Origin of the sequence: Pseudomonas frederiksbergensis (genome assembly GCF_001952935.1) — a bacterium.
In the GTDB taxonomy this organism is placed as follows: domain Bacteria; phylum Pseudomonadota; class Gammaproteobacteria; order Pseudomonadales; family Pseudomonadaceae; genus Aquipseudomonas; species Aquipseudomonas frederiksbergensis.
Genome location: NZ_CP018319.1, coordinates 1,457,310 through 1,479,327, shown reverse-complemented (window position 1 = coordinate 1,479,327; position 22,018 = coordinate 1,457,310). Strand labels below are relative to the sequence as shown.

Genomic DNA, 22,018 nt, shown 5'->3' with positions numbered 1-22,018 from the left:
TTGATCTCAGCGCTGATGACGGATGCGTGGGTTGGCAAAGCCGTAGAGGATGTCCACCACGAAGTTGACCACAATCACCAGGCAGGCGATTAACAGGATGCCGTTTTGCACCACGGGATAATCCCGTGCGCCAATGGCTTCGATCAGCCATTTGCCGATGCCGGGCCAGGAGAAAATGGTTTCGGTCAGGACCGCACCGGCCAGCAGAGTGCCGACTTGCAGGCCGACCACGGTCAGCACCGGAATCAGCGCGTTACGCAAACCGTGAACGAATACCACACGCGATGGCGACAGGCCTTTGGCGCGGGCGGTACGGATGTAGTCTTCACGCAGCACTTCGAGCATCGAAGAACGGGTCATCCGCGCGATCACCGCCAGCGGGATGGTGCCGAGCACGATGGCCGGCAGGATCAGGTGATGCAGGGCATCGAAGAACGCCCCGACGTCATCGGCCAGCAGCGTATCGATCAGCATGAAACCGGTGCGCGGCTCGATGTCGTAGAGCAGGTCGATCCGCCCGGAAACCGGGGTCCAGCCAAGGGATACCGAGAAGAACATGATCAGGATCAGGCCCCACCAGAAGATCGGCATCGAGTATCCCGCCAGGGAGATGCCCATCACCCCATGGTCGAAAAGGGATCCTCGCTTGAGTGCCGCAATCACCCCGGCCAGAAGGCCCAGGATGCCGGCGAACAACAGCGCGGCCATGGACAGTTCCAGGGTCGCGGGGAATAGAGAGCTGAACTCGGTCCAGACGCTTTCGCGAGTACGCAGGGATTCGCCAAGGTCGCCGTGGGCCAACTTGCCGATGTAGTCCAGGTATTGGGCATACAGCGGTTTGTTCAGACCAAGGCGTTCCATTGCCTGGGCATGCATTTCGGGGTCGACCCGACGTTCGCCCATCATCACTTCCACGGGGTCGCCTGGAATCATGCGAATCAACGCGAAAGTCAGCAAGGTGATGCCGAAGAACGTGGGGATCAATAACCCCAGTCGGCGGGCAATAAAACTAAACATCGTGTGGTGTACCTCATCAGCCGGTTAGGCGTGCCTGGCGCCCCTGGGATCAGGGGCGCCGGGAGTTTTCTTACCTACTTCACCTGGGTGGTGGCGAAGTTATTAGTGGTGAGCGGGCTAATGTGATAGCCCTCTACGTTGTTACGCATTGCGGTGAACATACGGGTGTGCGCCATGCTGATCCATGGCTGGTCCTGATTGAAAATCACCTGGGCTTGCTCATAGAGCGCTGCGCGTTCGGCCGGGTTAACTTTAGCCCTGGCTTCATCGATCAGCGCCTGGAACTTCTCGTTACACCAGCGTGCGTAGTTTTCGCCGTTTTTGGCGGCCTCGCAACTGAGCATAGGCGTCAGGAAGTTATCCGGGTCGCCGTTATCACCCGCCCATCCGGCAGACACCATGTCATGTTCGCCATTTTTGGCGCGCTTGAGCATTTCGCCCCACTCCATGACGCGAATATCAATCTTGATCCCGACCTTGGCCAGGTCGGCCTGCATCATTTGTGCGCCGAGCATCGGGTTCGGGTTGGTTGGACCGCCGCCGTTACGGGTGAACAGGGTAAACGTAGTGCCATCCGGCACGCCGGCTTCCTTGAGCAAGGCGCGGGCCTTGTCCAGATCACGCGGCGGGTTCTTCAGGTCGTGGTTGTAGCCCAGCAAGGTGTCCGGGTACGGATTGACCGCCACGGTCGCATTGCCTTTGCCGAACAGCGCGTTGACGTAGGCGGCCTTGTCGAAGGCGATGTCGATGGCTTTGCGTACGCGCACATCGCTCATGTATTTGTGCGAGGTGTTCATGGCGATGTACGAGACGGTCATCGCGTTCAGTTCATCGACACTCAGTTTGGCGTCTTTCTTGATGCTCGGAATGTCATCTGGCTTGGGATACAGCGCAATCTGACATTCGTTGGCTTTCAGTTTTTGCAGGCGCACGTTGTTGTCGGTGGCGATGGCCAGGATCAGCGAATCAGCCGGTGGCTTGCCACGGAAGTAGTCCGCGTTGGCCTTGAAGCGGACTTGAGCGTCCTTGGCGTAACGCTGGAAAACGAACGGGCCGGTGCCGACAGGCTTGTTGTTCAGGTCGCCGGTCTTGTTGGCCTTGAGCAGTTGGTCAGCATATTCGGCAGAGTAGATCGAGGAGAAGGCCATGGCGATGTCGGCCAGGAACGGCGCTTCGCGGCGGGTCAGGGTGAAGGTGACCGTGTTGTCGTCGATCTTCTCGACACTTTTGAGCAGTTCCTTGAAGCCCATGCTTTCAAAGTACGGGAAGCCCACGCTCGACAGTTTGTGCCACGGGTGATTCGGGTCCAGCTGACGCTGGAAGCTCCAGACCACGTCGTCGGCATTCATGTCGCGGGTCGGCTTGAAGTAGTCGGTGGTGTGGAACTTGACGCCTTTGCGCAGGTGGAACGTGTAGGTCAGACCGTCTTCACTGATGTCCCAGGAATCGGCCAGTGCCGGAATCACTTCTGTGGTGCCGGGCTTGAAGTCCGCCAGACGATTGAAGATGGTTTCGGCCACCGCATCGGCGGTGACTGCAGTCGTGTACTGGACCATGTCGAAGCCTTCCGGACTGGCTTCGGTGCAGACCACCAGGGGTTTGGCCGAGACGCCAACGGCGACACTCAGCAACGCGGCTGCGATGGCCGCACGTAGGGGAAGCATTTTCATCAAAGAACCCTCTGCAATCGGTTAAAAGGACAAAGCCGAACGGCCGATTCGTCACTGAATCAGCCGTTCGGCAGGTGCATTTACAGAATGTTGAACGGGATGGTGGTCACGAGACGGAACTCGTTGATGCTGCCATCAGACTGGTTTTCGCTGGCGCGGTGAGCGGTGTAGGTCGCACGCACAGTAGTGGCCTTGAGTGGGCCACTTTGAATGGCGTACGAACTACCGATGCCGTACTCGTAATGGTGTTCGCCATCCATCGTCTGCACGCTGGCGTAAGCGCCGCCTTTGTTGTGAGTGCCGTCGATGCCCCAGCCGCGAGCCTGGTAAATGTTGAATTTCAAGCCTGGTACGCCGTATTCAGCCATGTTCAGGCCGTAGGCGATCTGGAAGGACTTCTCGTTCGGGCCGTTGAAGTCCGACAGCAGGGAGTTGGCCAGGTAGATGCCGTTGGTTTCGTGCAGGTAGTCGAAGTACTCGTTACCGTTCACTTCCTGGTAGGAGAAGGTCAGGCTGTGGGCCTGGTGAGTCAGGCCGAGCGACAGGGAGTAGGTGTCGTTGTCGATTTCGCCCAGTACGGCTTTGCCTTCGTCGACGGTTTTGTAGTAGTTCAGGCCGGTGGTCAGGCTCAGTACCGAGCTGTCACCCAATACATGGCTGGCGCCGAAGTAGTACTGGTTCCACATGTCTTCGGCCTGGGTGCCCCACAGGCTAGTGGTCAGGCTGGCGAATGGCTGGTAGGTGATACCAGCGGTGTTCACGTGATCGATTTCAATGATTTCGTCAGCGTATTCGGAGCGAAATTTACGCTGGCTTTGTTCAGTTCGTGGAGAGTTGCGGTCGAAGGTGGCCAAGTCAAAAGTCAGGTTTTCCAGCTCTTCGCTGTGCAGGGAAACACCCTGGAAGCTCGAAGGCAGTGGACGGTTACCGATGACGTCCACTTGCGGGCTGCTGAAGTTCTGACGACCGGCGGTCAGGGTGGTGTTGGAGAAACGGGCCTTGACGTTGGCCAGACCCAGTTTGCTCCACTGGCCAACGGCGTCGCCACCTTCTTTAGTCAGAGTACGGTTGTAGCCAGGCTTTGCACGGTCACCCGGTACACCACCGAAACGCGAGGCCAAGTCTTCGCGATCACGATCCAGGGCGATGGCATTGTAAGCCGCGACTTCGGTGTTGAAACCGACAGTGCCTTGTGTAAAGCCCGAGTTGTACTTGACGATTGTGCCCTGGACCCAGTTGATGCGGCGGTCGGTGTCGACCAATGCACCGTTTTTGTTGTAGCTGAACTTGCTACCACGCTTCAGTTGCTCGTTCGCATACCAGTTACGCGTGCTCCCGGTGATCGATTGGCCTTCAACAAAGCCAGTGGCTTCACTCTGGGCACTTTTCTCTTTCACGGTAACCGGGGTGAACGCCTGGCTCTGGGTTTCTGCGTACGCCGTAGCGGTTACGCTGCTGATGGCCAAGGCCAGTAACGCGGTGCTGCTCAGTTTCATGGGGTGAAGCTCCTTTCTTTCTTTTTTTTAATGCCGGTCTTTTTTGGTGATCCGGCTATTTGGTTTGGAACTCATTCAAGGCGTCGCAAACGTTTGCTGTAGGCCGGATTGACGAATTACGGCAATACGCTTGCGTGAGGGCGGAATCCGCCCCCAGCGTTTCTGGCTAATCGGTTATTTTTCTATGCTGACGCCCGAGAACACGTTACGACCGAACGGACTCACCTTGAATCCGTCGATTTTGGCGCTCAACGGCTGGTTGACCGTCGAGTGGGCGACTGGCGTAATCGGCACCTGCTGCTTGAGGTACTGTTGCGCCTGTTTGTAGAGCACGGTGCGCTGGTCGCGGTCGGTGACGACCTTGGCCTGCTTGATCAGCTTGTCGTAAGCCGGATCACACCACATGGAGTAGTTGTTGCCGCCAATGGCGTCGCAGCTGTAAAGCGTGCCGAGCCAGTTGTCCGGGTCCCCGTTGTCACCGGTCCAGCCGATCAGGCTGACGTCGTGCTCGCCATTCTTGGTGCGCTTGATGTACTCGCCCCATTCGTAGCTGACGATCTTCACTTTGAGACCGATCTTCGCCCAGTCAGCCTGGAGCATTTCGGCCATCAATTTGGCGTTCGGGTTGTAAGGGCGCTGAACGGGCATCGCCCATAAAGTGATTTCCGTGCCTTCCTTCACGCCGGCAGCCTTGAGCAGTTCCTTGGCTTTTTCCGGGTTGTAGGCGGCGTCTTTAATGGTCTCGTCGTAGGACCATTGGGTTGGTGGCATGGCGTTGACCGCCAGTTGACCGGCACCTTGATAGACGGCGTTGAGAATCCCTTGCTTGTTCACCGCCATGTCCAGCGCCTGGCGCACTTCGAGCTGGTCGAAAGGTTTGTGGCGCACGTTGTAGGCGATGTAACCGAGGTTGAAACCGGGCTTCTCGATGAGCTTGAGTGCCGGGTCGTTCTTCAGCGCAGTCACGTCGGCAGGGCGCGGGTGCAGGGTGATCTGGCACTCGTTGGCCTTGAGCTTCTGCACCCGCACCGAGGCGTCGGTGTTGATGGCGAAAATCAGGTTTTCGAGTTTGACCCGGCTCGGGTCCCAGTACTGCTTGTTGCCGGTGTAACGGATGTTGGAATCTTTCTGGTAGCTCTTGAACACGAACGGCCCGGTGCCGATCGGCTTCTGGTTGATGTCGCTCGGCTTGCCGTCGGCCAGCAGTTTGTCGGCGTATTCGGCGGACAGGATGGCGGCGAAGCTCATGGCGATGTTCTGGATGAACGCGGCGTCCACACTGTTGAGCGTCATGACCACGGTCAGCGGCCCGGTCTTCTCGACCTTGGCGATGTTCTTGTTCAGGCTCATTCCGTTGAAATACGGGAACTCGGTCGGATAAGCCTTACGGAAAGGTTGCTGCGGATCGAGCATGCGATTGAACGTGAACAGCACGTCGTCGGCGTTGAAATCACGGGTCGGCGTGAAGTATTTGGTTGTATGAAACTTCACCCCTTCGCGCAGGTGAAAAGTGTACTTGAGGCCGTCCTCGGAAATATCCCAGCGGGTGGCCAGGCCAGGTACGACGTTGGTGGCGCCTTTTTCGAACTCTGCCAGTCGGTTGTACAACGGTTCGGCGGCGTCGTTATCGGTCGCGGTCGTGTACTGCGCAGTGTCGAAGCCAGCGGGGCTGCCTTCGGAGCAGAACACCAGGCTGTTATTGGCGGCCTGGCTGATGGAAGTGACGGCCAGCAGGCCGGTGCCCAGCAATGCGGATAAAACCAAGGTATGGCGCATGACGCTCCCTTTTCTCTTTCTCTAAGTGTTTTCAATGGTCCGCCGCCTCGTCCAGGGAGGTGGAGGTATCACTGATCTCAAGCCATGACATCCAGCAATAACCGAGAGGCCACGCATGAACTGGTCAGAGCCCGACGGTATGAGCCGCGGGTCTGGCAGTAAATGCGTAGAGTCCTAAAGACTCGTAGGAAATGGCGACGCGTCCGACTCCGCTGCTGTAATACTCAGCGGAACTGGATGTAGGTTGTTTCCTACTTTCTCGGCAGATAAAACAACGGCGACGTCAAAAACGTCGCCGTTGCAAATCCTTATTTGCTGATGCTGACGCCGTAGAAGGAGTTCAAGCCAAACGGGCTGATCTTGAAGTCCTGCACGTTGTCGCGCATGGGTTGGAACACCGTCGAGTGAGCGATAGGTGTCATTGGAACGGCATCTTTGAGGACGTGTTGCGCCTGTTTGTACAGTTCGGTGCGCTTGGACTGATCGGTCGTGCGCTTGGCTTCTTTCACGATGCCGTCGAACTTCTTGTCGCACCACTTGGAGAAGTTGTTGCCTTGCAGCGAATCGCAGCCGAACAGCACGTTCAGCCAGTTGTCCGGATCACCATTGTCGCCGCTCCAGCCGATCAGCATCGCCTGGTTCTCACCGCCCTTGGAACGCTTGATGTACTCGCCCCATTCGTAGCTGACGATGTTGACCTTGAGGCCGATCTTCGCCCAGTCGGATTGCAGCATTTCAGCCATCAATTTAGCGTTCGGGTTGTACGGACGCTGAACCGGCATGGCCCACAGAGTGATCTGGGTACCTTCCTTGACGCCCGCTTCCTTGAGCAGTTCCTTGGCTTTCTCAGGATCGTACTTGGCATCCTTGATGGTGGTGTCGTAGGACCACTGGGTCGGTGGCATGGCGTTGACCGCCAGTTGACCTGCACCCTGGTAAACCGAGTCGATGATCTGCTGCTTGTTCACTGCCATGTCCAGCGCCTGACGAACCTTCAGCTCGGCCAGCGGGTTGGCGTCGGTGCGGCCCTTGAGCACTGGCATCACGTTGTAGGCGATGTAACCCAGGTTGAAACCAGCCTGATCAGGCACCTTCAGGGTTTTGTCTTCCTTCAGTGCTTTCAGGTCGGCTGGACGTGGGAACAGAGTGATCTGGCACTCGTTCTTCTTCAGCTTCTGGATGCGTACCGAGGGGTCGGTGGTAATGGCGAAGATCAGGTTGTCGATCTTGACGTCGTCAGGCTGCCAGTAGTCCTTGTTCCCGGTGTAGCGGATGTTGGAGTCTTTCTGGTAGCTCTTGAACACGAACGGGCCAGTGCCAACCGGTTTCTGGTTGATGTCGGCGGCTTTGCCTTCTTTCAGCAGTTGGGCGGCATATTCGGCGGACTGGACGGACGCGAAACTCATGGCCATGTTCTGGATGAACGCGGCGTCGACTTCCTTCAGGGTGAACTTGACAGTTTTGTCGTCGACTTTATCGATCTTGGCGATGTTGGTGTCCATCCCCATGTCGGTGAAGTACGGGAATTCGGTTGGGTACGCCTTACGGAACGGATCATCCTTGTTAATCATGCGATTAAAGGTGAACAGCACGTCGTCGGCGTTGAACTCACGAGTCGGCTTGAAATACGGGGTGGTGTGGAACTTGACGCCTTCACGCAGGTGGAAGGTGTAAGTCAGGCCATCATCGGAGATGTCCCATTTGGTCGCCAGACCAGGAATAACGGCGGTGCCGCCGCGCTCGAACTGAGTCAGACGGTTGAACATGGTTTCTGCAGAGGCGTCGAAGTCGGTTCCGGTGGTGTACTGACCAGGATCAAAACCGGCCGGGCTCCCTTCGGAGCAAAACACCAGGTTAGTCGCCGCTTGGGCGAAAGGTGCGCTGGCTAATAAGCTTGCGCCGACTAAAAACGGAATGACCGCGTGTTTAAGCATGGTGGCCTCATGATTTGTTGTCATTTTTGGAATTAGAGGACGACCTCGTGAGTCGTGCCTGCGGATACTTATGCAGGGGCCATACCCAATGCAAGATCCAGAGCGGCCACGGGCCTTAAACAGTGGCACGAACGTACCTTAATGTCGCATTTGTATAAATTCACGCGCATTTGACCGTTTGCGCAGGTTTTTTACGGTGCATATGGCGCACCTCGGCGGGGCGATCGGGGCGTCTTGCGCACTCGATTGGAGCGCGGTGTTACTTATTTATACCCATCATTGAGGGGGGGATGGGGAGGGCGAGCGTGAATGAGATTGAGTTCTGGTTTGGTGGCCAGGTATTTGTTGTTTAAAGGGTTGTTGTGTCTTTGGGGGCAGATTGTTGCGTTACTGTTTGTCAGTGGACATCTGTAGGTGATGCCTGGCTTTTTTTGGATTTGGTGGGGGCTGCCTGGGGGGGTTGGCAGTACCGGGGGTGCAACCTTTGCTGCTGCGACCAGTTTCTTTCTGGTGTACATATCCATTTCTGCGGTAACGGCCACTTACGGTTTTGCCCTTACGGCGAGTCACTTTTGACAAACGCCTCAAAAGTAACCAAAAAGTCTCGCCCCAGCGTCCGGCCCCTCGCTTAGGCTCGGCGTGAAGGGGCGGGTGGATCAAGATCAAGAGCTGCGGGGAGCTAACGCTCGGCCTGTTGAGTGGTCAGGAGCGAAAGGCGTACGCGATCTCCTGTGGGAGCGAGCCTGCTCGCGATGGCGTCCTGACAGCCGACCAATCTCTTTCTGCTGCCCCCAATTGATCGTTCCCACGCTCCGCGTGGGAATGCCGCCGGGGACGCTCCGCGTTCCGCCTTTAAGCCTTGAGCAAACGCCTACAGGGGGACTACGTGGGTTTTGGTCTGGGACAAAAAAACGGCGATCACTTCAGTGATCGCCGTTTCTGTTTACGGGTTATCGAATCAAGGCATCAACACTTCAATCGAACCATCCGCCGTCATGCTGACCTGGCTGGTGCCCGCCTCAACCTCAGGCGTCACCGGTGCCGAATCCATGCTCGCCGCTTTCATCATCATCGGCCCACGCATGTACGGTTGTGGATAACCGTTGCTGTTCAGGTTCAGGTTGACGATTTTGTAACCGCTGCCGCCCAACGCGTCGGTTGCCAATTGCGCACGGGCCTTGAAGGCCGTCACGGCTTCTTTAAGCAGCGCATCTTCGCTGGCCTTGCGGGTTGGGTTAGCGATGGCGAAGTCCATGCCGCCCATTTTCAAGTCGGTAAGGAGTTCGCCGGTCAGCTTCGACAGCGCAGCGAAGTCGGAGCTTTCCAGGCGCAGTTCGGCGCGTTCGCGCCAACCGGTGATTTTCTGACCCTTGGTGTCGTAGATCGGGTAGCTGTTGCGGCTGCCCTGGCGCAGGGTGATGTCTTTGACCTGCTTGGCCTGGGCCAGTGCTTTGTTCATGGTGGTGCTGACGTCGGCGGCGAGTTTGGCCGGGTCGGTGTTTTGCTCTTCGGTGTAGAGGGTCACGATCATCAGGTCGCGGGCCACTTCCTGGCTGACTTCGGCGCGCAGGGCGATCTGGTTGTAGTGCAGCTCGTCGGCGGCGAGAGCTGGCAGGATGGCGAGAGTGCCAGCGCTAAGGGCAAGAAGGGCGGCGCTGCGGCGGAATGTGTGCATGAAAGCTCCTTGGGCGATGCGCAGGGGTAATGTCCGGGCCTGCGTGAAACCATCAGACTCTAGCTTTTATGATCCGGTTCGCACAGTTACAACTTCTATACAGATCGAAGATGACCGCTGCGCGGTCAATCGCGAGCAGGCTCGCTCCCACAGGGGAAGGCATTTCAATGTGGGAGCGAGCCTGCTCGCGATAGCGGTCTTATAGACGCCACAATCCTTTCTGCCATGTGGCCGTTTGCCGCACTTTTGCCTGCCAGCCCCCGTGCTTGGTTATACTCCGTGCGATCCGCCTGGAGCGCTCATCAGGAGAGCTCATGCTCGCCCCCGTTCAAATCACTTCCGCAACTCGCCAGAACCTTTGGCGGCTGACGTTCATCCGCACATTGGTGTTGGCCGCTCAGGCGGGTTCCGTGGGCCTGGCCTACTGGCTCGACTTGCTGCCGCTGCCCTGGTTCCAACTGGCTGCGACCCTCGGCTGTTCGATGCTGCTGTGTGCATTCACGGCCATTCGCCTGCGCACCTCATGGCCGGTTACCGAACTCGAATACGCCGTGCAACTGGCCTGCGACCTGTTTATCCACAGTGCCTTGCTGTACTTCTCCGGCGGCTCGACCAATCCCTTCGTCTCTTATTACCTGGTGCCGCTGACCATCGCCGCGGTGACGTTGCCGTGGCGTTATTCGGTGATTCTGTCCGGCATCGCGTTGACGATGTACACCCTGCTGCTGGCGCGCTTCTATCCGCTGCAAACCTTCCCGATCGCTCGGGAAAACCTGCAGGTTTACGGGATGTGGCTGAGCTTTGCCCTGGCGGCGGCGGTCATCACTTTCTTCGCCGCACGCATGGCTGAAGAGCTGCGTCGTCAGGAAGAATTGCGCGCCATTCGTCGCGAGGAAGGCCTGCGCGATCAACAACTGCTGGCCGTCGCGACCCAGGCAGCGGGTGCCGCCCATGAGCTGGGCACGCCGCTGGCGACCATGAGTGTATTGCTCAAGGAAATGCGCCAGGACCATCACGACCCGATGTTGCAGGAGGACCTGAGCGTGCTCCAGGATCAGGTCAAACTCTGCAAGGAAACCTTGCAGCAATTGGTGCGCGCCGCCGAAGCCAATCGTCGATTGGCCGTGGAGATGCAGGACGTCACCGATTGGCTCGACGAAGCCCTGAACCGCTGGCACCTGATGCGCCCGGAAGCCAGTTATCGCTTCCAGCGCCTGGGCCAAGGCCCCGTGCCGCGCATGGCGCCGCCGCCGGACCTGACCCAGGCGCTGCTGAATTTGCTCAACAATGCCGCCGACGCTTGCCCCGAAGGGCTGCAAGTGACGCTGGACTGGAATGCCGAAGACCTGACCATCAGCATCCGCGACCACGGTGCCGGTGTGCCGCTGGCTATCGCCGAGCAGATCGGCAAGCCGTTTTTTACCACCAAGGGCAAAGGTTTTGGCCTGGGCCTGTTTTTGAGCAAGGCCAGCGTGACACGCGCCGGCGGCTCAGTGAAACTCTACAGTCATGAGGAAGGCGGCACGCTCACCGAGCTGCGCCTGCCCCGTGTCGCCCGAGGAGACGAACATGAGTGACGAGATCCAAGTCGAAGGCGAAGGCGAAGAACTGCCGCATTTGCTGCTGGTAGACGACGACGCAACTTTTACCCGGGTGATGGCCCGTGCCATGGCCCGCCGCGGCTTTCGCGTCAGCACCGCCGGTTCCGCCGAAGAAGGCCTGACCATCGCTCAGGCCGACCTGCCGGACTACGCCGCGCTGGACCTGAAAATGGACGGCGATTCCGGCCTGGTGCTGTTGCCCAAGCTGCTTGAGCTGGACCCGGAAATGCGCGTGGTGATCCTCACCGGTTACTCGAGCATCGCCACCGCCGTCGAGGCGATCAAGCGCGGCGCCTGCAATTACCTGTGCAAACCGGCGGACGCCGATGACGTGCTGGCCGCGCTGCTCTCCGAACATGCCGACCTCGACACACTGGTACCGGAAAACCCGATGTCGGTGGATCGCCTGCAGTGGGAACACATCCAGCGCGTGCTGACCGAACACGAAGGCAACATCTCCGCCACTGCCCGGGCCCTGGGCATGCACCGCCGCACGCTGCAGCGCAAGTTGCAGAAAAGGCCGGTGCGTCGTTGAGCTAATTTTGGTTGAGGTTAAGGCAAAAAAGTGACACTCGATTGAGTGTCGCTTTTTAATCTCATATAGCTTTTACGGCAAAATACGGACTTTCAAGGTATGAGAGGGGGTTTCTGTTCCCAGATCTAGCACGTAGTACTGGAATTCGATTTCTCTATGTAGGTGGGGCTTCAAATATTTTTCTACGGACATCTGGGCACTTGTATGTGCAGAGGGGAGCACAGGAGAAGATTCCCAACTAGCCGGAGGGTCAGCTTTTAGAATCGTAGCTTTGAATATAACGTTGGCACCGACTGGCCATACCGATTGTGGTGTACTAATTTCTGTCCATTCGCCTAATGTGCTGACGTAAAACGCTCCTTCACGTTTTGCATCTTTGGCAATCGGGGTTCCGATAGCAGCCTTGGTTTCATTGTTCATTCGAATAACTCCTTTCATTCATTGATTTTCAGCGCGTTGTTGCCCTGACACCCACTAATTGCGGCACTGGCGGTGTGAGCGCATTGAATGCAATCCGATACATCGCGGCTACTGTCAAATGTGACAGTTCTGACTAGCGGTAGACGGTTCGCTGAAGGGAAGCGTCTGTTAGCTCCGGCACTGCCACGATCGGGTTCGTCACTGAACCGGGGCTGAACAATTGTTGTCACACTGGATTACAGCTACGGTCATTCATCTATGATCGGTTTGTGCGTGTTCTTTTATCTAACGAGCCTTATCCATGAATCAGAACGCTGAATATTCCGCGGTCAACGATGCTGTGCGCGGGCAGTTTTTTCGCAAAGTCTGGGCAATGACTACGCCTTACTGGCGCAGCGAAGAGAAGGGCAAGGCCTGGACGTTGCTGATCGCCGTGATCGCGCTGTCGTTGTTCAGCGTGGCGATTTCGGTGTGGGTCAACAGCTGGTACAAGGATTTTTACAATGCCCTGCAAAGGAAGGACGATGCTGCGTTCTGGCAGTTGATCCTGTATTTCTGCGGCATTGCGGCGGTGGCGGTTCTTGGCGCGGTGTATCGGCTCTACCTGACCCAGATGCTCACCATCCGCTGGCGGGCCTGGCTCACCGAGAAGCACTTCACCCGCTGGCTCGACAACAAGAATTACTACCAGCTGGAGCAGGGCGGTTACACCGATAACCCGGACCAGCGCATTTCCGAAGACCTCAATAAATTCACCACCAACACCTTGCTCCTGGGCCTTGGTTTGATCCGCAACATCGTCAGCCTCGTCTCGTTCTCGATCATTCTGTGGGGCGTGTCCGGCAGTATCGAAGTATTTGGTTTCACGATTCCCGGTTACATGTTCTGGTGCGCGCTGGTCTACGCCGCCGTCGCCAGTTGGCTGGCGCATTTGATTGGCCGTCGCCTGATCGGCCTCAACAATAACCAGCAACGCTTCGAAGCCGACCTGCGTTTCTCGATGGTGCGGGTTCGCGAGAATGCCGAAAGCATTGCGCTGTACAACGGCGAGCCGAATGAAAATCGTCGCTTGAGCAGCCGTTTTGGAATGGTCTGGCACAACTTCTGGGACATCATGAAGGTGTCCAAGCGTCTGACCTTCTTTACTTCCGGTTATGAGCAGATTGCCGTCATCTTCCCGTTCATCGTCGCCTCACCGCGTTACTTCGCTGGCAAGATCGAGCTGGGTGAGCTGATGCAAATCAACTCGGCGTTCGCTAACGTCCAGGACAACTTCAGCTGGTTCATTACGGCGTACCAGGACCTCGCCGAATGGCGGGCTACCTGTGATCGTCTGCTGAGTTTCCGCCAGGCCATGACTGACAACGAAAATCGCGCACCGACGATTGATGTGCAGAATTCGGGCTCGGCTTTGAAGGTGCACAACCTCGGCCTCGATCTGGCGGATGGTCGTCACCTGCTGACCAACGCCGAGATGACCGTGGAGGAGGGCGAGCGGGTCATGCTCAGTGGCCGTTCCGGCAGCGGCAAGTCGACCTTGCTGCGGGCGATGGGGCATCTGTGGCCGGCTGGCCATGGCAGCATTCGTCTGCCGACGGGGCGTTATCTGTTCCTGCCGCAAAAACCGTATCTGCCGATTGGCACGCTGCGCGAGGCGTTGAGTTATCCACAGGCTGGCGATACGTATCCGCAGGAACGCTACGTTCATGTGCTGGAGGCGTGCCGTTTGCCGCACCTCGTTGCCCGTCTGGACGAAGCCAATCACTGGCAGCGCATGTTGTCGCCGGGTGAGCAGCAACGTCTGGCCTTCGCTCGTGCGCTGCTTTACGCGCCGCAATGGCTGTACATGGACGAAGCGACCTCGGCGATGGACGAGGAGGACGAAGCGTCGCTGTATCAGACCTTGATCGATGAGATTCCGGGATTGAGCATCGTCAGCGTCGGGCACCGCAGCAGCCTGAAGCGCTTCCATCCACGCCATGTGCGTATCGAGAATGGCCATTTGGTGGACCAGACCGTGACCGCCTGAATACCAACAACCCTGTGGGAGCGGGCTTGGTCCGGGCGGCGTTCCGACGAAAGCGGTCTGACATCTAGCATTGATGGTGTCCGACACCCCGCCTTCGCGAGCAAGCCCGCTCCCACAAGGGGAATGGTGTTCACCCCGACGGTGATCGTACAACCGCGTTGAGCTATGATGCGGTTTCAGCCGCAACTTTCGAGAAAGACGTTCACCATGGAAAAGCCGATCGACGCACCCCGCCTCCCTCGCAAGCGCCGCAGCCTCGCTCAGGAGCTGGTGACGGTGCTGTCCGAGCAGATCCGCGACGGTCACCTCAAGCGTGGCGACAAATTGCCCACCGAGTCGGCGATCATGGATGCCCATGGCGTCAGCCGCACCGTGGTGCGCGAAGCGATTTCCCGTTTGCAGGCGGCCGGCCAGGTTGAAACCCGCCACGGCATCGGCACTTTCGTGCTCGATACCCCAAGCCCGAGCGGTTTCCGTATCGACCCGGCGACCGTGGTCACGCTGCGGGATGTGCTGGCGATTCTGGAACTGCGCATCAGCCTTGAAGTGGAATCCGCGGGCCTCGCCGCACAGCGCCGCAGCCCCGAGCAGCTGGCCTTGATGCGAGCTGCGCTGGATGCGTTGAATGAAAGTGTTTCCCATGCCAGCGATGCCGTGGCGTCCGACTTCCAGTTCCACCTGCAAATCGCCCTGGCGACGGGCAACCGCTACTTCACCGACATCATGACCCACCTGGGTACCAGCATCATTCCGCGTACACGCCTGAACTCGGCACGCCTGGCCCATGACGACCAGCAGCACTACATGAATCGCCTGAGTCGTGAGCACGAAGAAATTTACGATGCGATTGCGCGTCAGGATTCGGATGCGGCGCGGGCGGCGATGCGGTTGCATCTGACGAATAGTCGCGAGCGGCTGCGCCATGCTCATGAAGAGGCAGAGGCGCAGCGCTGATTGCGGTTTATGGTTTCAGTTGAACAACGAGATCAACAGAGACAGCCGGATTACCAGAGTCAGTGGTTACGCTGTATCGCAGTTTAGCAGTGGCGTCTGGAACCAAACCCTTCGCAAAAGTTTCTTTTGGAATAGCGAAGGTGATGGGTTTTCCCACCGAGCCTGGCGTCACTATGATCGAGTAGACCCAAGTATTGTCGGTTGAAGTTTGTACAGTGAATTCAACCTTGTCGCCTGCTGCTGCATACGGATATGGCCCCACCTCACCATGTGCCGCGTCAATCAGGTTATGAACGTAGAGCACTCCTTCGACGGCTTCTTTAAGTGCCGGTGCTGCGAGGGCTTTCTGTTGTGCTGTCATGATCAAAAATCCTTTTAACGTTTTATCAAACCGTTTGAATAGGCGCGAATGCAGCGCTGCGTTGGCGGAGCCGGTCTGTTGACCCCGAAAACATTTAGGCCGCAGCGACAGTCTTTTGGCTACTGTCACAAATGACAGTGCCGACGAGTGGTGGGTGAAATGGGCTGAGTAATTTGTTGGCTGATAGATTGCCATCGCGAGCAGGCTCGCTCCCACAGGGACTGATGTTCGCCGACGGTGATCGTGCAACTGTGTTGAGCCTTTTGCGGTTTCAGCCGCAACTTTCGAGAAAGACGTTCATCATGGAAAACCCATCGACGCACCACGCCTTCCTCGCAAGTGCCGCAGCAGGGCTCAGGAACTGCGGGGGCAGGTGTTTTCAGATATCACGCCGGGGCCGTTGCGTAGTCGACGTACTCGACTGTGTTATCAATCAACACTTTGAATTTTTTGCGGGTGATCACCCAATCCTTTCCGGGAATCATTTCAAATTCAACGAAGTCTCCGACGTTCACATGGAGGTCAAACTCCATGGGCATCTCTAGAGCGACATCATTAGTTTCGGCCGGAAATGTAAAGCGGTGTTTTGTTCTCATGGACGTTCACCCGAGCAGTAATGGAGTAACCGATTTAGCGTCTTTCAGCGATTACTCAAAACTGTAAGAAATACCAGTTTCGATGAACGGTCAGTGTCTCTCTACACCTTCCGCTGCGCCCGAAAAATGCCTCGTCGGAACGCCGCCCGGAGCAGGCTCCCACAGGGGATCTACAGTGCACACACGATCAAATGTGGGAGCTAGCCTGCTCGCGACAGGGCCGTCAGCCTTGATGCTGAATTAACAGACTGAACGCAGGATCGAACGGTCCACCCTCACCGCCAATCCAGCCACCCCAGCCTTGGCATCGAACACCACATGCCCATGCTCATCCACCACCGCCCGAGCAATCGGCATTCCCTTGGCCAACAACTCCAACGGCGCTCCCTTCAGCGATTGCCCCGAAGCCAGTTCCAGTTTCAATTTGATAGTCATCATCGATCTCCTTATCAGGCAACGTTGCCAGTGGGTTGGTAATCCTTGAGCAGCAAGTAAGTGCTCCAGCCCCACCAGTCATCCACGGTGGCGGTGTCGTTCAGGTTGTTGACGTCCTTGCGTCGCAGCACCTTGTTGCCCTCGACCCTGAACAGCGGCGAGAAGTTGGACGCCAGGTCCAGTACGGCTTGCAGATCAGGCAGCTTTTTCAAGGCGCCGAAATGGGTGGCCGACGGAGCGATTCCGCTGAGATAAGCCGCGAACACTTCATCCGCAGACAGCTGCACCGCCTGATTCACCTGGGCGCGATTGGCGCTGTCGATCGCGTCGAAGTAGCGCTTGTCCCCATACGCACGCCATTGATCGCCGTTGCCATTGCGCACGTTGAGGCCGAATTTGCTGTCTTCGTCGTGCATGAATCGCGTGATCAACGAACCCAGATCGCTCGGTGTGACCACCGCCGCCAATTGTTTGCGCGGCACGCGCAGGTGGCCGGCGGAAAAGAGGTCGGTCAGGTAGTGATCGGCAAAAGCGTTCATCGCATAGGCCAGTTCCAGCTGCTTTTCATCGCCGCTGGCGTGGGCCCGCACCGCTTGTTGCACCGCTGCGGTGTGCCCGGCGATGTAGGCCGCCAATGCCCATTCGGCAAAGTGGTCAGCATTGTTGGCGGCCAGTTTCAGATAACGCCCCAACGGGAACAGCGCCGAGACGAAACTGCCGCCGCCGGTAATCTTGTTCCACTCTTCCGACAACGTATCACCGAGGGCGTCATAGGCCTCGTGGGGTTGTTTTCCGTCTTTGATCGCTTGCTTGATCGCGGCGATTTCCTTTTGCATCACGGCGAGGATCAACTTGGCCTCAGCGTTAGAAGCCGGCAGCACGGCCAGCGAGTTAAAGGCGTTAGAAAAGCGCTGGATTCGGTCGGCGGCCGTCGCGCCTTCGCTGATCGGTTGATCGGGAATGCCATAGAAATCACCCCCCAGCGCAATGACCTGGCCATAGGTCAGCGCCAGCCCATTGGGTAGATGCAGTTCCACCTGCGAAGCGGGGATCGCCGGTGCGTCCTTGATGAAACGCAGCAGCGTACTGTCGCCGATGGCGGTGTGTTCGCCACCCTCGAACCTTAGCTGTGGCCTGCCTTTCAGGGCATTGCCGGAGGCTGTGGGCAGAGGTGCGGGAAGGGCAGGCGCAGAGTTGTGATGATCAGCAATCTGCAAGACCAGGTGCTGGTTATCCCCGATGAGAGAGATGCCATGTTCGGTAAAAAGATCATCCAGTTCGGCAATGACCTGTTTCGGTTTTCCTTTCTGTTGTGCGTGTAGACCTGACATTTCTATCTCCTTGATATGTCGTCGGTACGATCAAAATATGACTGTATGCATATACAGTCATCTGGATCATAGGTGAGAAATTTCCTACGTCAAGAAAATACCTTTCCGACTCAAATTTTGTGGTTGGCGATGAAATGCAGTTGACGGTAATTATTTAAGTTGTACGATGACCTACAACTTCGGCGAAGGCTGAACGGTTTCTCACACACATACGTCGCTATCCAGGGTGTTCGAATAATGAATCCACAAGAACTGAAGTCCATCCTCTCTTCCGGTCTGCTGTCTTTCCCGGTTACCGATTTCAATGCTCAGGGCGACTTCCATCGCGCGGGCTACATCAAACGTCTCGAATGGCTGGCCCCATACGGCGCCTCGGCATTGTTCGCCGCGGGCGGCACCGGTGAGTTCTTCTCTCTGGCGGCCAGCGAATATTCGGAAATCATCAAGACCGCCGTCGACACCTGCGAAACCAGCGTGCCGATTCTGGCCGGCGTTGGCGGTTCGACTCGTCAAGCCATCGAATACGCACAGGAAGCCGAGCGTCTGGGCGCCAAAGGCCTGCTGCTGCTGCCGCACTACCTGACCGAAGCAAGCCAGGACGGCGTTGCCGCCCACGTTGAAGCCGTGTGCAAATCGGTGAAAATCGGCGTGGTGGTTTACAACCGTAACGTCTGCCGCCTGACCGCGCCGTTGCTGGAACGTCTGGCCGAGCGCTGCCCGAACCTGATCGGCTACAAGGATGGCCTGGGCGATATCGAGTTGATGGTGTCGATCCGTCGCCGCCTCGGTGATCGCTTCAGCTACCTGGGCGGTTTGCCGACCGCCGAAGTCTACGCCGCAGCCTACAAGGCACTGGGCGTACCGGTTTACTCCTCGGCGGTGTTCAACTTCATCCCGAAAACCGCGATGGATTTCTACCACGCCATCGCCCGCGAAGATCACGCCACCGTCGGCAAGATCATCGACGACTTCTTCCTGCCATACCTGGACATCCGTAACCGCAAAGCCGGCTACGCGGTGAGCATCGTCAAGGCCGGGGCAAAAATTGTCGGCTATGACGCAGGTCCTGTGCGTGCACCGCTGACCGATCTGCTGCCAGAAGAGTACGAAGCTCTGGCTGCGCTGATCGACAAGCAAGGTGCGCAGTAACACACCCGATTAACAAGGCCGCTGAGTATTCAGCGGCCTTTTGCGTGAGGAGAACATCTCGTGGCAAATGCAAAGCGTTTTGATAACTACATCAACGGTGAATGGGTTGCGGGTAGCGAATACTGCAACAACATCAACCCCTCCGAATTGACCGACACCATCGGTGAATACGCCAAGGCTGATCTGACTCAGGTTCACGCCGCCATCGACGCCGCTCGCGCCGCGTTCCCGGCCTGGTCCACGTCGGGCATTCAGGCTCGTCACGATTCGCTGGATAAAGTCGGCAGCGAAATCCTCGCCCGTCGCGAAGAGCTCGGCACCTTGCTGGCCCGGGAAGAGGGCAAGACACTGCCTGAAGCCATCGGCGAGGTGACCCGCGCCGGCAACATCTTCAAGTTCTTCGCCGGCGAATGCCTGCGCCTGTCCGGCGACTATCTGCCGTCGGTGCGTCCGGGTGTGAACGTCGAAGTGACTCGCGAAGCGCTGGGTGTGGTCGGTCTGATCACGCCGTGGAACTTCCCGATCGCGATCCCTGCGTGGAAAATCGCGCCGGCGCTGGCTTATGGCAACTGCGTCGTGCTGAAACCGGCCGATCTGGTGCCGGGTTGCGCCTGGGCGCTGGCCGAAATCATCTCCCGTGCAGGCTTCCCGGCCGGCGTGTTCAACCTGATGATGGGCAGCGGTCGTGTGGTGGGCGATGCGCTGGTGCAGAGCCCGAAAGTCGACGGCATCAGCTTCACCGGTTCCGTGGGCGTCGGTCGTCAGATCGCGGTCAGCTGCGTGTCGCGCCAGGCCAAGGTTCAGTTGGAAATGGGCGGCAAGAACCCGCAGATCATTCTCGACGACGCCGATCTCAAGCAAGCGGTCGAGCTGTCAGTACAGAGCGCGTTCTACTCCACCGGCCAGCGTTGCACTGCTTCGAGCCGCTTCATTGTCACCGCCGGGATTCACGACAAATTCGTTGAAGCCGTGGCCGAGCGCATGAAGTCGATCAAGGTCGGTCACGCGTTGAAAACCGGCACCGACATCGGTCCGGTCGTCTCGCAAGCGCAGCTTGAACAAGACCTGAAGTACATCGACATCGGCCAGTCCGAGGGTGCGCGTCTGGTCAGCGGCGGTGGTCTGGTGACCTGCGACACCGAAGGCTACTACCTTGCGCCAACCCTGTTTGCCGACAGCACAGCGGCGATGCGTATCAGCCGCGAAGAGATCTTCGGCCCGGTGGCCAACGTGGTTCGCGTAGCGGATTACGAGGCTGCGCTGGCCATGGCCAACGACACCGAGTTCGGTCTGTCGGCGGGCATCGCCACCACGTCGTTGAAGTACGCCAACCACTTCAAGCGCCACTCCCAGGCCGGGATGGTGATGGTCAACCTGCCGACGGCGGGCGTGGATTACCACGTTCCATTCGGTGGGCGGAAAGGTTCATCCTATGGATCACGTGAGCAAGGTCGCTACGCGCAAGAGTTCTACACCGTGGTGAAGACCTCTTATATCGGTTCGTAACGCAACACCCTTGTAGGAGCGAGCCTGCTCGCGATGGTCTTGAGGTCGCGGCGGTAAACCTGATGCCCCCGCGTCATCGTTGACCACTATCGCGAGCAGGCTCGCTCCCACAGAAAAACCAAAGATTCACCCGCGCATAAAAATAATCAGTGGGAGTACATCTACATGCAAGCGACCAAGCCGACCCACGTCCGCTATTTGATTTTGCTCATGCTTTTTCTGGTGACCACGATCAACTACGCCGACCGGGCTACCATCGCCATCGCAGGCTCCAGCCTGCAAAAAGACCTCGGCATCGACGCGGTCACCCTCGGTTACATCTTCTCTGCATTCGGTTGGGCCTACGTGGCCGGGCAAATTCCCGGTGGCTGGTTGCTGGACCGTTTCGGCTCGAAAAAAATCTACGCGCTCAGCATCTTCACCTGGTCGCTGTTCACCGTGCTGCAGGGCTATGTCGGTGAGTTCGGCATGTCCACGGCGGTGGTTGCGCTGTTTATGCTGCGCTTCCTGGTGGGCCTGGCCGAAGCGCCATCCTTCCCCGGTAATGCACGCATTGTGGCGGCCTGGTTCCCGACCGCTGAACGCGGTACGGCGTCGGCGATTTTCAACTCGGCGCAGTACTTCGCCACCGTGTTGTTTGCGCCGCTGATGGGCTGGATCGTCTATAGCTTCGGCTGGCAGCACGTGTTCATCGTCATGGGCGTGATCGGCATCATCTTCTCGGGGATCTGGCTGAAGGTGATCTACAGCCCGCGCCAGCACCCGATGATCAACGACGCCGAGTTCAAGCACATCGCCGACAACGGCGGCATGGTCGACATGGACCAGGACAAAGGCAAAGGCAAAAAAGGCGACGGTCCGAAGTGGGACTACATCCGCCAGTTGCTGACCAACCGCATGATGCTTGGCGTGTATCTGGGCCAGTACTGCATCAACGGCATCACCTACTTCTTCCTGACCTGGTTCCCGGTGTACCTGGTGCAAGAACGCGGCATGACCATCCTCAAGGCCGGTTTCATTGCCTCGTTGCCGGCGATCTGCGGCTTCATCGGTGGTGTGCTCGGCGGGGTGATTTCCGACTACCTGCTGCGCAAAGGTCATTCACTGACCTTCGCCCGCAAGGCGCCGATCATTGCTGGCTTGCTGGTCTCCAGCAGCATCGTGGCCTGCAACTACGTTGACGTTGAATGGATGGTCGTCGGCTTCATGGCCCTGGCATTCTTTGGCAAAGGCGTGGGTGCGCTGGGTTGGGCCGTGGTCTCTGACACCTCGCCAAAACAGATCGCCGGTCTCAGCGGTGGCCTGTTCAACACCTTCGGCAACATCGCTTCGATCACCACCCCGATTGTCATCGGCTACATCATCAGCTCCACCGGTTCGTTCAAATGGGCGCTGGTGTTTGTCGGTTGCAACGCGCTGGTCGCGGTGTTCAGCTACCTGGTAATCGTCGGTCCGATCAAACGTGTGGTGTTGAAAGAGCCGCCCGTCAGCGGTCCTGAAACCAACAGCAAATTATCTGAAGCGCATTCCTGA

18 protein-coding genes are annotated in these 22,018 nt (G+C 57.8%); 7 read left to right on the top strand and 11 right to left on the bottom strand.

Annotation, left to right across the window (positions count from 1 at the left end; all coding sequences use genetic code 11):
• Window positions 1-6 precede the first annotated feature (6 nt).
• From PFAS1_RS07105 to PFAS1_RS07080, 6 genes are all read right to left on the bottom strand, one after another.
• A complete protein-coding gene (locus tag PFAS1_RS07105) occupies window positions 7-1,017 on the bottom strand; it encodes an ABC transporter permease subunit (RefSeq protein WP_076028666.1) in 1,011 nt (336 codons plus the stop codon).
• Window positions 1,018-1,091: 74 nt separating this feature from the next.
• The gene (locus tag PFAS1_RS07100; RefSeq protein ID WP_074873743.1) at window positions 1,092-2,687 is read right to left on the bottom strand and encodes an ABC transporter substrate-binding protein; all 1,596 of its coding nucleotides are present in this window, start codon (window positions 2,685-2,687) and stop codon (window positions 1,092-1,094) included.
• 80 nt (window positions 2,688-2,767) lie between these two features.
• A complete protein-coding gene (locus PFAS1_RS07095) occupies window positions 2,768-4,183 on the bottom strand; it encodes an OprD family porin (protein WP_074873744.1) in 1,416 nt (471 codons plus the stop codon).
• Window positions 4,184-4,357: 174 nt separating this feature from the next.
• The gene (locus PFAS1_RS07090; RefSeq protein WP_076028665.1) at window positions 4,358-5,959 is read right to left on the bottom strand and encodes an ABC transporter substrate-binding protein; all 1,602 of its coding nucleotides are present in this window, start codon (window positions 5,957-5,959) and stop codon (window positions 4,358-4,360) included.
• Between the two features lie 308 nt (window positions 5,960-6,267).
• Window positions 6,268-7,893, bottom strand: a complete 1,626-nt coding sequence (locus PFAS1_RS07085) for an ABC transporter substrate-binding protein (protein ID WP_076028664.1) — start codon at window positions 7,891-7,893, stop codon at window positions 6,268-6,270.
• A gap of 958 nt (window positions 7,894-8,851) precedes the next feature.
• Window positions 8,852-9,568 (bottom strand): SIMPL domain-containing protein, encoded by a 717-nt coding sequence (locus PFAS1_RS07080; protein ID WP_076028663.1) that lies wholly within the window; start codon window positions 9,566-9,568, stop codon window positions 8,852-8,854.
• A 314-nt stretch (window positions 9,569-9,882) separates the two neighbouring features.
• Here PFAS1_RS07080 and PFAS1_RS07075 point away from each other — a divergent pair, with 314 nt between their 5' ends.
• Together PFAS1_RS07075 and PFAS1_RS07070 are read left to right on the top strand one after the other, a co-directional pair.
• Window positions 9,883-11,145: an ATP-binding protein gene (locus PFAS1_RS07075; RefSeq protein WP_074873750.1), complete on the top strand. Its 1,263-nt coding sequence runs from the start codon at window positions 9,883-9,885 to the stop codon at window positions 11,143-11,145.
• On the top strand, window positions 11,138-11,704 hold the full coding sequence (locus tag PFAS1_RS07070) for a response regulator transcription factor (RefSeq protein WP_008148925.1): 567 nt from the start codon (window positions 11,138-11,140) through the stop codon (window positions 11,702-11,704). The genes PFAS1_RS07075 and PFAS1_RS07070 overlap by 8 nt, the downstream gene beginning before the upstream one ends.
• A 72-nt stretch (window positions 11,705-11,776) precedes the next feature.
• Here the strand turns inward: PFAS1_RS07070 and PFAS1_RS29420 are convergent, their stop codons facing one another.
• Window positions 11,777-12,124, bottom strand: a complete 348-nt coding sequence (locus PFAS1_RS29420) for a hypothetical protein (RefSeq protein ID WP_156886701.1) — start codon at window positions 12,122-12,124, stop codon at window positions 11,777-11,779.
• Window positions 12,125-12,425: 301 nt separating this feature from the next.
• Between PFAS1_RS29420 and PFAS1_RS07065 the strand changes: the two genes are divergently transcribed.
• Together PFAS1_RS07065 and PFAS1_RS07060 are read left to right on the top strand one after the other, a co-directional pair.
• Window positions 12,426-14,153 carry an ABC transporter ATP-binding protein/permease gene (locus PFAS1_RS07065; protein ID WP_076028662.1) on the top strand — a complete coding sequence of 576 codons (1,728 nt, stop codon included), beginning with the start codon at window positions 12,426-12,428 and terminating at the stop codon, window positions 14,151-14,153.
• A 207-nt stretch (window positions 14,154-14,360) separates the two neighbouring features.
• Window positions 14,361-15,107, top strand: coding sequence for a FadR/GntR family transcriptional regulator (locus tag PFAS1_RS07060; RefSeq protein WP_198044957.1), 747 nt, complete (start codon window positions 14,361-14,363; stop codon window positions 15,105-15,107).
• 7 nt (window positions 15,108-15,114) lie between these two features.
• Here PFAS1_RS07060 and PFAS1_RS29865 read toward each other — a convergent pair whose 3' ends face one another.
• From PFAS1_RS29865 to PFAS1_RS07040, 4 genes are all read right to left on the bottom strand, one after another.
• Window positions 15,115-15,663: a hypothetical protein gene (locus tag PFAS1_RS29865; RefSeq protein WP_232252213.1), complete on the bottom strand. Its 549-nt coding sequence runs from the start codon at window positions 15,661-15,663 to the stop codon at window positions 15,115-15,117.
• A gap of 191 nt (window positions 15,664-15,854) precedes the next feature.
• Window positions 15,855-16,064, bottom strand: a complete 210-nt coding sequence (locus PFAS1_RS07050) for a hypothetical protein (protein ID WP_076028659.1) — start codon at window positions 16,062-16,064, stop codon at window positions 15,855-15,857.
• Window positions 16,065-16,304: 240 nt separating this feature from the next.
• The gene (locus PFAS1_RS07045) at window positions 16,305-16,499 is read right to left on the bottom strand and encodes a hypothetical protein (RefSeq protein ID WP_076028658.1); all 195 of its coding nucleotides are present in this window, start codon (window positions 16,497-16,499) and stop codon (window positions 16,305-16,307) included.
• A gap of 14 nt (window positions 16,500-16,513) precedes the next feature.
• A complete protein-coding gene (locus tag PFAS1_RS07040) occupies window positions 16,514-17,830 on the bottom strand; it encodes a phospholipase (protein ID WP_076028657.1) in 1,317 nt (438 codons plus the stop codon).
• A 237-nt stretch (window positions 17,831-18,067) separates the two neighbouring features.
• Here PFAS1_RS07040 and kdgD point away from each other — a divergent pair, with 237 nt between their 5' ends.
• The 3 genes from kdgD (at window position 18,068) to PFAS1_RS07025 (ending at window position 22,018) form a co-directional block, all read left to right on the top strand.
• Window positions 18,068-18,979: a 5-dehydro-4-deoxyglucarate dehydratase gene (gene kdgD, locus PFAS1_RS07035; RefSeq protein ID WP_008148911.1), complete on the top strand. Its 912-nt coding sequence runs from the start codon at window positions 18,068-18,070 to the stop codon at window positions 18,977-18,979.
• Between the two features lie 60 nt (window positions 18,980-19,039).
• Window positions 19,040-20,485: an aldehyde dehydrogenase family protein gene (locus tag PFAS1_RS07030; protein WP_076028656.1), complete on the top strand. Its 1,446-nt coding sequence runs from the start codon at window positions 19,040-19,042 to the stop codon at window positions 20,483-20,485.
• 165 nt (window positions 20,486-20,650) lie between these two features.
• Window positions 20,651-22,018, top strand: coding sequence for an MFS transporter (locus PFAS1_RS07025; protein WP_076028655.1), 1,368 nt, complete (start codon window positions 20,651-20,653; stop codon window positions 22,016-22,018).